The 11185-nt window shown below is 71.3% G+C and carries 8 protein-coding genes and 1 pseudogene; 2 read left to right on the top strand and 7 right to left on the bottom strand.

What is annotated here, in order from left to right; genetic code table 11:
- On the bottom strand, positions 1–2603 hold a 2603-nt coding region (locus tag JM949_RS08895; RefSeq protein WP_203147950.1), incomplete at its 3' end, for a sensor histidine kinase.
- A 502-nt stretch (positions 2604–3105) separates the two neighbouring features.
- Between JM949_RS08895 and JM949_RS36680 the strand changes: the two genes are divergently transcribed.
- On the top strand, positions 3106–3399 hold the full coding sequence (locus JM949_RS36680; RefSeq protein ID WP_231392511.1) for a hypothetical protein: 294 nt from the start codon (positions 3106–3108) through the stop codon (positions 3397–3399).
- Positions 3400–3403: 4 nt separating this feature from the next.
- Here the strand turns inward: JM949_RS36680 and JM949_RS08885 are convergent, their stop codons facing one another.
- The gene (locus tag JM949_RS08885) at positions 3404–4477 is read right to left on the bottom strand and encodes an adenosine deaminase (protein ID WP_203147948.1); all 1074 of its coding nucleotides are present in this window, start codon (positions 4475–4477) and stop codon (positions 3404–3406) included.
- Between the two features lie 99 nt (positions 4478–4576).
- Between JM949_RS08885 and JM949_RS08880 the strand changes: the two genes are divergently transcribed.
- Positions 4577–5446, top strand: coding sequence for a putative RNA methyltransferase (locus JM949_RS08880; protein WP_203147955.1), 870 nt, complete (start codon positions 4577–4579; stop codon positions 5444–5446).
- Position 5447: 1 nt separating this feature from the next.
- Here JM949_RS08880 and JM949_RS08875 read toward each other — a convergent pair whose 3' ends face one another.
- From JM949_RS08875 to JM949_RS08855, 5 genes and pseudogenes are all read right to left on the bottom strand, one after another.
- Positions 5448–6128, bottom strand: a complete 681-nt coding sequence (locus tag JM949_RS08875) for a DUF4272 domain-containing protein (protein WP_203147947.1) — start codon at positions 6126–6128, stop codon at positions 5448–5450.
- A gap of 111 nt (positions 6129–6239) precedes the next feature.
- The gene (locus JM949_RS08870) at positions 6240–7520 is read right to left on the bottom strand and encodes a thymidine phosphorylase (protein WP_203147954.1); all 1281 of its coding nucleotides are present in this window, start codon (positions 7518–7520) and stop codon (positions 6240–6242) included.
- A 142-nt stretch (positions 7521–7662) separates the two neighbouring features.
- Positions 7663–8366: pseudogene (locus JM949_RS08865) on the bottom strand (cytidine deaminase).
- Between the two features lie 141 nt (positions 8367–8507).
- Entirely contained in the window at positions 8508–9788 is a 1281-nt protein-coding gene (locus JM949_RS08860) for an ABC transporter permease (protein ID WP_203147946.1), read from the bottom strand.
- 3 nt (positions 9789–9791) lie between these two features.
- A complete protein-coding gene (locus tag JM949_RS08855; RefSeq protein ID WP_203147945.1) occupies positions 9792–11153 on the bottom strand; it encodes an ABC transporter permease in 1362 nt (453 codons plus the stop codon).
- Between the last annotated feature and the right edge of the window lie 32 nt (positions 11154–11185).

Here is an 11185-nt window from a genome sequence, read left to right as displayed (position 1 = left end):
CCGGACGCCGGCGAGGCGGAGACCGGCGCCGCGGACACCGGCGGGCCACCGTACGGCTGCCCGGAGGCCGGGGCGGCGGAGACCGGCGGGCCACCGTACGGCGCACCGGAGTAGGGCTGCGCGGAGTACGGCTGGCTGGACGTCGGCGAGGCGGAGACCGGCGCACCGGAGTAGGGCTGCGCGGAGACCGGCGGCGCCGAGTACGGGTGCGTCTCGGGGCTGCTCGGCAGCTGCCGGGGAATCGACGGCTGCTGGCCGGTGGTCGGGGTGTCGTCCCCGGCCCGGCGCTGCGGCAGCGGGTCGATCGGCTGGCCGTTGGCCGGCCGCGGGGTGAACCCGTCGCCACCGTTGACACCGTTCGTCCCGGCCGCGCCGGTCAGATCGGACCATGCCGGCATCGAACGGTACCCGCCGGCGTTGGCGGGGGTGCCGGCGCCGTTGCGCGATGCCGGCTCGAACGGCCGACCGCCGAGGGTGACCTGGTTACCGGACTCGCTCGGGCGGGGGCCGTTACCCAGCGCGGGCAGCGCTCCGAAGACCGGCGCGGGACCGCCCTGCTGCGGCCCGCCGGCCGCGGGCAGCGCCGGCGGCTGCTGCACCCGACCGGAGAGCGCCCGGGGCACCAGCACCGAGGTGGGCAGGGTCACGTCGGCGACCGTGCCACGGTCGCTGCCGGGGCGCAGCTCGACCCGGACACCGTGCCGGGATGCCAGCCGGGCGACCACGACCAGGCCCATCATCCGGGAGACGGCCACGTCCACCTGCGGTGGCGTCGCGAGCCGCTCGTTGAGGTCGTGCAACTGCTCGGCGCTGATGCCGATGCCACGGTCCTCGACGTACAGCGAGGAGCGGTCACCCACCCGACGAGCCTCGACCATGACCTGCGAGTCGGGCGGCGAGAACGCCGTGGCGTTGTCGAACAGCTCGGCGACGAGGTGCACCAGGTCGTTGACCGCGTGCGCGGCGACCTCGATGTCGCGGTCGATGACCCCGAACTCGATCCGGGTGTAGTGCTCGACCTCGGACTGCGCGGCGCGCAGCACGTCGATCAGAGCGGCCGGCTCACGCTGCACACGGGTGGAGTCGGCACCGGCGAGCACCAGCAGGTTCTCGTCGTTGCGGCGCATCCGGGTGGCCAGGTGGTCGAGCTGGAACAGCTCCGCCAGCCGGTCCGGGTCCTCCTCGCCGCGCTCCAGCCGGTCGAGGTGCCCGATGAGGCGGTCGACCAGGATCTGCGAACGGCGGGCCAGGTTGACGAACATGGTCGCGACGGAGGCACGCAGTGCCGCCTGCTCGGCGGCCGTGCGGACGGCTTCCAGGTGGACGGCGTTGAACGCCTCGGTCACCTGGCCGAACTCGTCCTTGCTGCGGACCGGCAACGGTTCGGCGATCTGGTTGGCCAACTGCACCGGGGAGAGCTGACCGACGACCTGCGGGTCACGCAGTCGGGCCACCGCCTGGGGCAGCCCGTACTGGGCGACGGAGAGCGCGCCCTGCCGCAGCTCGCGGAGCGAGCGGGCCATCGAGCGGGCCACCAGGTACGCGAAGAGGATGGCCAGCAGCAGCATGCTGAGCAGCAGGCCGGTCTCCAGGAACACCTGGCGTTGGACGTCCGACCGGAGTGCGTCGGCCTCGTTGACCACCTCGTTGTCGAGCCGCGTCTCGACGGTGCGGATCAGCTTGGCGTTGGCCGTCATCGCGGACTCCCACTGGTCCGGACCGAACGGCGCGTTGCGCATGTCGCCTGTGGTGTTGCCGTCGATCCAGCCGGTGTAGTTCTGCGCCTCCCGGCGGTCGCCACCCGCGACGGTCTGGTCGTGGAACTTCGCGTCGTCCGGGGTGGCCACGGCCTTGAAGCTCTGCAGCGCCTGCTGCTGACCGGTGCCACTGGCGATGTAGTCGGTGCGCAGCGCCGGGGTGAGACGCTTTCCACCCTTGACGCCCAGCGCACGGTGCACCACGACCCGGCGTACGGCCAGGAACTCCTTCTCCCGGGCGACCGCCGCGGCGGCGCGCATCCGGTCGCTCAGGTCGTTGTCACCGGCGAGCTGCGTGGCCGAGTCGCGGATGGCGAGCAGGTCACTGATCAGACCCTCGTACGCCTGCACGGTCTCGGTGAGCGCGAGCTTGCCGTTGAACACCTGACTGCGGACGCCGGACAGGTCGCGCAGGTTCTGGTCGATGCCGTCGAGCAGAACCTCCAGGCTGCCCGGCAGGTCCTCGATCTCGGCGCGCTGCTGCCGGTAGGGGCCCGTCCGCTGGTCCACCCGGGAGTTCACCCGGTTGTAGGCCTCCTGGTACTGCGCCGTCGGCTGCGTCCCGTCCGCACCCAGCAGCAGCACGGCGGCGGTCCGCTCGTCCTGCAGGGTGTCGACCAGGTCACCCGAGTAGCTCGACAGGTTGGCCAGGTCGCCGGCCCGGTTGGCATTGTTGAGCGTCTCCACGTGGTCGACCAGACCACTGGTGCCCACCACGACCGTGGCGATGGTCGGCACGATCATGATGAGACCGAGCTTGGACCAGATCGGCATGTCCTGAAGCCGGCTGGCCGGCCGGCGCAGCCGCGACAGGAAGGAGCCCGCCGTGTTCGGCCGTTTGCTCACGTCACCGTCCTCGCGATTACAGCTTCAACGCGTTGCCCCGGGCAACGCCCAGCGACCGACCCGGCGGGTCGGACCCCCGAGATTCCATCACGCCGCTCGACAAGAAGAAAGCCCAGGTTGTCCCGGACCGAAGGTGTGATGAGATGTTGATGCGATTTGATAGCAGTCCGTCTGGCCGGAGTAACTGAAGGTAATGGAACATCCGCATCGCGTTGTCCTGCTCGCCGGCCCCTCTGGGTCCGGAAAGTCGTACATAGCTGAGCAAACCGGCTTGCCGGTGCTCTGCTTGGACGACTTCTACAAAGACGGTGATGACCCTACGTTGCCGAGACGAAACGGCCAGGTGGATTGGGAATCACCACAGTCCTGGGACGCCGACACTGCGGTGGAAATCATTGCCCGACTTGCTCGTGAAGGCCGAGCCGATGTGCCGGTTTATGCGATCGGCGCCGATCGACGGGTGGCCACCCGGACATTTGATGTCGCCGGATCGCCACTTTTCGTGGCCGAAGGGATTTTCGCCGCCGAGATCGTCGAGGAGTGCCGCCGCCGCGGCCTGCTCGCCGGGGCGTACGCGCTGCGTCGACCACGCGGGGCGACCTTCCTGCGCCGGCTCGCCCGCGACCTGTCCGAACAGCGCAAGGCACCTCGGGTGCTGGTCCGGCGCGGGGTGGCGCTGCTGCGGGCCGAGCCCGCGGTGCTGCGTCGACAGATGGGCCTGGGCGCGGAGGCGGCCCGGGCCAGGGAGGTGCTGCGCCGGGTGGCCGGTCTGCTCGCCGGCCACCCGCACGGCTGAGGAGTCAGGCCAGCAGCTTGGCGTACGCCGGCTTGATCACCTCATCGATGATCCGCAGCCGCTCGTCGAACGGGATGAAGGCGCTCTTCATCGCGTTGATGGTGAACCACTGCAACTCCTTCCAGCCGTAGCCGAACGTCTCCACCAGCAGCCACATCTCCCGCGACATCGAGGTGCCGCTCATCAACCGGTTGTCGGTGTTGACGGTGGCCCGGAAGCGCAGGTCCCGCAGCAGGCCGATCGGGTGGTCCACGATCGAGGCCACCGCGCCGGTCTGCACGTTCGACGAGGGGCACAGCTCCAGCGGGATCCGCTTGTCCCGGACGTACGCGGCCAGCCGGCCGAGCGCACCGTCGGGGGCGATGTCGTCGACGATCCGGACGCCGTGGCCGAGCCGGTCCGCGCCGCACCACTGGATCGCCTGCCAGATCGACGGCAGACCGAACGCCTCACCGGCGTGGATGGTGAAGTGGAAGTTCTCCCGTTGCAGGTATTCGAAGGCGTCCAGGTGCCGGGTGGGCGGGAAGCCCGCCTCGGCGCCGGCGATGTCGAAGCCGACCACCCCGGCGTCCCGGTGCCGCACGGCCAGCTCGGCGATCTCCTGGGAGCGGGCGGCGTGCCGCATCGCGGTGAGCAGGCTGCCCACCCGGATGGTCAGGCCCGCCTCGGCAGCCTGCGCGGTGCCCTCGGCGAACCCGGCCAGCACCGCCTCGACGACCTCGTCCAGGCTGAGGTCCCGTTCCAGGTGCTGCTCCGGGGCGAACCGCACCTCGGCGTAGACGACCCCGTCGGTGGCCAGGTCCAGCGCGCATTCGCGGGCCACCCGACGCAGCGCGGGCGCGGTCTGCATGACCGCCACGGTGTGCGCGAACGTCTCGAGGTACCGCTCCAGGGAGCCGGAGTCCGCCGCGTCCGCGAACCAGCGGCCGAGCGCCTCGGGGTCGGTGGTGGGTAGTTCGTGGCCCACCTCGGCGGCCAGGTCGACGATCGTCGCCGGCCGCAGCCCGCCGTCGAGGTGGTCGTGCAGCAGCGCCTTCGGGACCTTGACAATGTCCTCGTACCGGATAGTTGCGACCATGCTCAGACCCTAGTCAGCCAGCTCGAACACGCCCAGCCAGGCCACACTAGGCTCGACCACATGGACGCGCCCGGGAGATCGGAGAAGCCGCGGCCCGACCTGGACCCTCGGGTCCTCGACCGGCTGCGCTGCCCAATCTGTGGCGAACCACTTCGGCAGGCCACCGACACCCGGGCCCTGCGCTGCGCGCGCCGGCACAGCTTCGACATCGCCCGGCAGGGTTACGTCAACCTGCTCACCGGTCGGGCGCCGCACGCCGGTGACAGCGCCGAGATGGTCGCCGCCCGCGCGGACTTCCTGGCCGCCGGGCACTACGACGTCATCTCGACCACGCTTGCGAATGCCGCCAGCGAGGCGGTCGCCCGGGTCGAACCGCTGGCGGCGGGCTTCGGGGCGTACCCCCTGGTGGTCGATGCCGGCGCCGGCACGGGCCGGTACCTGGGCGCGGTGCTGGCGGCGCTGCCGGACGCCGTGGGTCTGGCCCTGGACGTGTCCAAGCCGGCGCTGCGCCGGGCGGCCCGCGCGCATCCCCGCGCCGCGGCGGCGCTCGCCGACACCTGGCAGCGGCTGCCGCTCGCGGACGCCTCGACCGCCGTGCTGCTGAACGTCTTCGCCCCGCGCAACGGCGCGGAGTTCCACCGGGTGCTCGATCCGGCCGGGACGCTGTTGGTGGCCACGCCGGACGCCGACCATCTCGGCGAGCTGGTGGACGCCCTCGACCTGCTGCGGGTGGACCCGGACAAGGCCGACCGGGTGACCGCGAGCCTCGGCGGGCACTTCACGCTGGCCAGCTCGACGGTCTGTCGGGCCCGGCTGGCGCTGAGTCGGACGGATGCCGCCACCCTGGTCGGGATGGGCCCGAGCGCCTGGCACACCGACCCGGGGGCCCGCACCGACCGGCTGGCCGCCCTGCCCGAGCCGGTCCGGGTGACCGTGGCGGTCCGGGTGGACACGTACCGACCCCGCTGAGTCAGGTGGAGAGGTCGACCTCTTCCCAGCCGGGCGGCTCGTCGTGGTACGGCCCGCGCAGGATCACCGCCCACTCCAGTGCCCAGCGCCGCTGCCCGATCGCGTTCGCGTCGACCAGGCCCGGCGCCCGCCGGCCACCCCGCTCGGTTTCCAGGTACGCCCAGTCCAGGCAGTAGTGCAGGTCGAGCAGGGCGGCCGCGTCCGCCGGGTGCTGCGGCGCGGTGAGGATCCGGGCGCGCCAGTGCGGGAAGGTCTCCCCCTCGGCGATGTGCGGCAGCCGCTCGACCAGCTGCTCGTCGACGGCCAGGGTGGGATCGAGCTGCTTGCTCAACCCGAGCACCCAGGCCAACGCGAACAGCGCGTCGTGGTGCAGCACGAACGAACGGTGGTCGCCCTTGCCGCCCATCACGAACTGCCACTCCGGCGGGGTGACCATCTCGACCAGGTGTGAGTTGAGCAGCCAGCTCATCGCCGCCTGCGGGGGCATCCCGAAGCAGCGGGCCAGGATCAGGTGCAGCACGGCGATCCGCGCCTCGATCTCCACAGTGGGCCGCAGGTCGATCTGGTCGCCCGGCTCCCAGACGAGCGGAAACTGGGCTGGCGGCAACGGCAGGCCGAGCCGGGACAGCTCGTCCAGGCTCGCCTCGCGCACCTCGCGTGGGTCGGGGGCAGGTACGGTCACGGGGCAACTTCCTGTCTGCTCGCGACGGCTCGAAGCCGGCTGTTCCCCCCTTGGCCTGCGAGAATAGCGCCCTCAGGTGACCGACACCACGCCACCCCGACCCGCGATCGATCAGCCGATCCGCTCGATGACCAGCGGCGTCGGGGCCGGTGCCGTCGGCGCGATCCGCACCGCGTCGGCGGCCTCGGCCAGCGCGGCGGGAATCCGCGTCGCGTCCTCGGCACGCAGCTCGTAGAGCGGGTCGCCGGCCCGCACCGGGTCACCGGGCCGCTTGTGCAACACCACACCGGCCGGCACGCTCACCGGGTCCTCCTTGCGGGCCCGACCGGCGCCGAGCCGCCACGCCGCAACCCCCATGGCGTACGCGTCGACGGCCGCGACGTGCCCGTCCCGCTCGGCGCGGACCACCTCGACCTCGGCCGCCGCCGGCATGGCTGCGTCCGGGTCGCCGCCCTGCGCCCGGATCATCGCCCGCCAGGAGTCCATTGCCCGGCCGTCGCGCAGCGCCGCCGCCGGGTCGGCGTCCGGTAGGCCGGCGGCGTCCAGCATCTCCCGGGCCAGCGCCAGGGTCAGCTCCACCACGTCGGCCGGTCCGCCACCGGCCAGCACCTCGACCGACTCGGTGACCTCTACCGCGTTGCCGATCGCCAGGCCGAGCGGGGTGGACATGTCGGTGAGCAGGGCGACCGTCCGCACGCCGTGCGCTCCGCCCAGCTCGACCATGGTGCGGGCCAGTTCGCGTGCCTGGTCGACGGACTTCATGAAGGCACCGGAGCCGACCTTGACGTCGAGGACCAGCGCGCCGGTCCCCTCGGCGATCTTCTTGCTCATGATCGAGCTGGCGATCAGCGGGATCGCCTCCACGGTTCCGGTGACGTCCCGCAGCGCGTACAGCTTGCGGTCGGCCGGGGCCAGGCCGGCACCGGCCGCGCAGATCACCGCGCCGACCTCGTCGAGCTGGGCGATGAACTCGTCGTTGCGCACCGTGGCCCGCCAGCCCGGAATGGACTCCAACTTGTCGAGCGTGCCGCCGGTGTGCCCGAGGCCACGGCCGCTGAGCTGGGGCACCGCCGCGCCACACGCCGCGACCAGCGGGGTGAGCGGCAGAGTGATCTTGTCGCCGACGCCGCCGGTGGAGTGCTTGTCCACCGTCGGCCGGCGCACCGCCGAGAGGTCCAGCCGCTCACCGCTGGCGATCATCGCGGCGGTCCACCGGGCGATCTCCGGCCCGGTCATGCCGTTGAGCAGGATCGCCATCGCCAGCGCGGACATCTGCTCGTCGGCGACAACCCCCCGGGTGTACGCGTCGAGCACCCAGTCGATCTGCGCGTCCGACAGCACACCCCCGTCCCGCTTCACCCGAATAACGTCAACAGCAGCAAACCTCATCAGAAGATCTTCCCTAGTCTGTTGCAGATCCCGATCCACGGCCCGTGACCACGTCAGGGCCGGGGCCGACCGTGCCCGGCGGAGGGATCAAGCCTGACCGCCCGGAGCCGGGCACGGTCGCCCCGGCCCCAAACCGCAACCACAGTCAAGACCAGCGCACCGGGATCTCCGCAGGCGGCTCCCCCTCGCCGGCCCAGAAGATCGTGCCGGTCTCGTCCACCACCACCACCCGTGGCGTCCGGGCCATTCCCCAGGTGATCGCCTCGGCCGGGTCGTCCCAGCTCGGCGCCTCCTCCAGCACCCCGGTCTCGGCACCGGCGTCGTCCCCGGCCGACCGCTCCCAGTAGGCCGTCCAGACCTGCTGCCCGGCGGACATGTCCGGGTGCACGAAGACGGTGCCGCGGCCTCGCCAGGCGGCCAACCGCTCCGGGACCACAGGTACCGGCGTCTCGCCGGTGACCGCCTCCAGATCCTCCACGCCGAAGCGTGTGGCAGCAGCTCGGCCATCCGCAGCGGACGGGTCTTGCTCTCGATCAGGCAGTCCGGCCCGCCGTGCTCCCAGAGCAGCTGCCGGCAGCGGCCGCACGGCATCAGCGGCTCGCCGGTGGCGTCGACGCAGGAGAGCGCGACGAGCCGACCACCGCCGGTGGCGTGCAGGCTGGAGACGACGCCGCACTCGGCGCAGAGGGTCACCCCGTACGCGGCGTTCTCCACGTTGCAGCCGACCACCACGCGGCCGTCGTCGACGAGCGCGGCCGCGCCGACCGGGAACGTCGAGTACGGCGCGTACGCGTGCCGCATCGCCTCGATGGCGGCGGCCCGCAACCGTGCCCAGTCAATGTCGGTCATGCCATCATTCTGCCGAAGTACCCCAGCTCAGAAGCGGGCAGGGCCACTCCCCCGCCAGCCTTCGGGTTGATCAAGAAGTTTGCGTCAGGATCGGCGGTTCCGCTGACCGACACCTCTTGATCAACCCGAGGGGATGGAAGGTCAGCCCTTGATGTAGGGCTTGCCGTCGGCGGCTGGGGCGCGGACCCGGCCGACCAGGCCGGCGACCGCCAGGATGGTGGCCAGGTACGGGAGCATGGCCAGGAACTGGCTCGGGATCGAGCTGCTGATCGCGCCCAGGTAGGTGGCGAGCTGGTCGGCGAAGCCGAAGAAGAGCGCGGCCAGCAGCGCGCCGGTCGGGTTCCAGCGTCCGAAGATCAACGCGGCCAGGGCGATGAAGCCCTTACCACCGATCATGTTCTTGGTGAACGAGTAGAGCGCAAGCGTGTAGGAGGCACCACCGATGCCGGCGACCACACCGGCCAACAGCACGTTGCGGTAGCGCACCCGCAGCACCTTCACGCCGAGCGTGTCGGCGGCGGTCGGGTGCTCACCGACCGAGCGGGTACGCAGCCCCCACCGGGTCCGGAACAACCCGATGTGGATCACCAGGACCAGCAGCAGCCCGAGGTAGAGGAAGATGTTGCCGCGGAACAGCGCCGGCCCGAGCACCGGGATGTCCTTCAGCAGCGGGATCTCCCAGTTGCTGAAGCGCGGCGCGCTGTTGTATTTCGCCGCGTCGGTCTGCATCAGCCGCTCGTAGAGGAAGCCGGTGACGCCGACCGCCAGCAGGTTGAGCACGATGCCCATGACCACCTGGTCGACCAGGTAGCGGATGGCGAAGACGGCGAGTAGCAACGAGATGAGCGCGCCACCGAGGGCGGCGGCGACCAGGCCCACCCAGACGCTGCCGGAGATGCTGCCGAACAGGGCGCCGCTGAACGCGCCCATCAGCAACTGCCCCTCGATGGCCACGTTGACCACGCCGGAGCGTTCGCAGAGCACACCGGCGAGCGCGCCGAAGATCAGCGGCAGGGCCAGGATGAAGGTGCCCCGGATGATGTTGACCAGCGGCATGAAGTTCTGCCCGGTCGGCGCGGCGGAGACCTGCCAGCAGAGGAACGAGAGCACGAAGCCGACGAGCCCGACGCCGAGCACGGCGAGGAACCACCGCTTCGGCACCCCGGCGAGCAGCGCGGCACCGGCGGCGATCGTGATGACCCCGAACAGGATCGCCCCGATCGTGCCGTTGATCTCAAGTGCGGCACCGGCCGCGTCATCGCTGAGGGTGAATCGGGCCTGCTGGTCCGTCGCGAGCGCGCCGAAGAGCACCGCGGCCAGCAGACCGAGCCCCAGCAGCGTGAGGCCGACCTTGCGACCCCGGGTCCAGAAGCCCTCGTCGACCGGCGCGACAGCGATGTCGGGGACAGCCATGGTGGACATGAGTTACCAGCCCTTCGCCAGGCTCGTCTGCAACCGGGCGGCGCGCGCGGCCCGGAGCTGGAAGATCGCCTTCACCAGGGCCGGCGCGGCGATGAAGATGACGATCAGCGCCTGGAGCACCGTCACCAGCTCCAGCGAGATCCCGGAGTACGACTGCATCCGGTTGCCACCGGCCTGCAACGCCCCGAACAGCAGCGCTGCCAGCAGCACGCCCCAGGGCTTCACCCGCCCGAGCAGCGCCACCAGGATGCCGTCGAAGCCGATCTGCGCGGCCACCAGCGGAGTCAACGCGCTGGCGGTGGAACCGAGCACCATGTTCGAGCCGCCGAGGCCCGCCAGGATGCCGGCGAAGACCATGATCAGGACGTACGTCCGGGTGACGCTGATGCCGGCGGTACGGGCCGCGTCCGGGTTGGCGCCGACGGCGCGCAGCTCGAAGCCGAGCGTCGAGCGGTTCAGCAACCAGGCGACCGCCCAGGTGGCCAGCACGGCCAGCAGGATGCCGGCGTGCACCCGCAGGTTGTCGCCGAGCAGTCGGGGCAGCTGGGCGGAGCCGTGCACCGCCTTGCTGATCGCGTCGGTCCGGGTCGGGTCCTGCACCCCGTTCTGCACGATCAGCCAGGTGAGGAAGTAGGTGGCGACGTAGTTGAGCATGATCGTGTTGATCACCTCGTGCGCGCCGGCACGGGCCTTGAGGATGCCCGGGATGAAGCCCCAGATCGCCCCGCCCAGCGCGCCGGCCAGCACCGCCACCAGCAGGTGCAGGCCGGGGGGCAGGGGCAGCAGGAAGCCGGCCAACGCCGCCATGATCACGCCGATGATGGCCTGACCCTGGGCGCCGATGTTGAACAGGCCGCCCCGGAAGGCCAGCGCCACCGACAGACCGGTGAAGACCAGCGGCGCCGCGTAGGTGAGCGTCTCGGAGATCGGCGCGAGCACTGCCTGCCAGCCGCCGTCGCCGCTCACCCAGGCGGAGAACGCCTCGGGGTCGAAGACCGACCCCTTGAACAGGTTCGCGTACGCCTCGCTGACCAGCGTCCAGCTGGAGTTGATCGCGTCGGACGGGCGGGAGGTGATGTAGGAGTAGGTGGAGAGCACCGCCGGATCACTGATGATCATCAGCACCGCGCCGACCACGATCGCCAACACCAACGACAGCAGGGTGACCGTGAAGGTGTTGGCCGCCCAGAGGTTGTCCAGGAACAACCGGCCCAGGCTGGACTCCGGCTCCGGCTTCGGTGCCGGCTGGCCCGGCTCGGTCGCCAACTCGGCCCGTTCGGTGTTGTCGAGCGCGTTCTGCGCGGCCTGCGCCTCGCTCGCCGGCTCCTTGTCCGGGGAGCTGGGCTGCGGGGTGGTGTCGCTCATGCCGTCACTCCGCTTCGACGCGCGACGCCGTG

The organism is Micromonospora tarensis, assembly GCF_016803395.1.
GTDB classification, from domain to species: domain Bacteria; phylum Actinomycetota; class Actinomycetes; order Mycobacteriales; family Micromonosporaceae; genus Micromonospora; species Micromonospora tarensis.
This window is presented reverse-complemented; position numbering and strand designations above follow the sequence as displayed.

Coding starts and splice junctions, on each gene's coding strand:
- JM949_RS08885 (WP_203147948.1), bottom strand. CDS start 4,477: ATGGTCGCAACTATCCGGTACGAGGACATTGTCAAGGTCCCGAAGGCG.
- JM949_RS08860 (WP_203147946.1), bottom strand. CDS start 9,788: ATGTCCACCATGGCTGTCCCCGACATCGCTGTCGCGCCGGTCGACGAG.
- JM949_RS08855 (WP_203147945.1), bottom strand. CDS start 11,153: ATGAGCGACACCACCCCGCAGCCCAGCTCCCCGGACAAGGAGCCGGCG.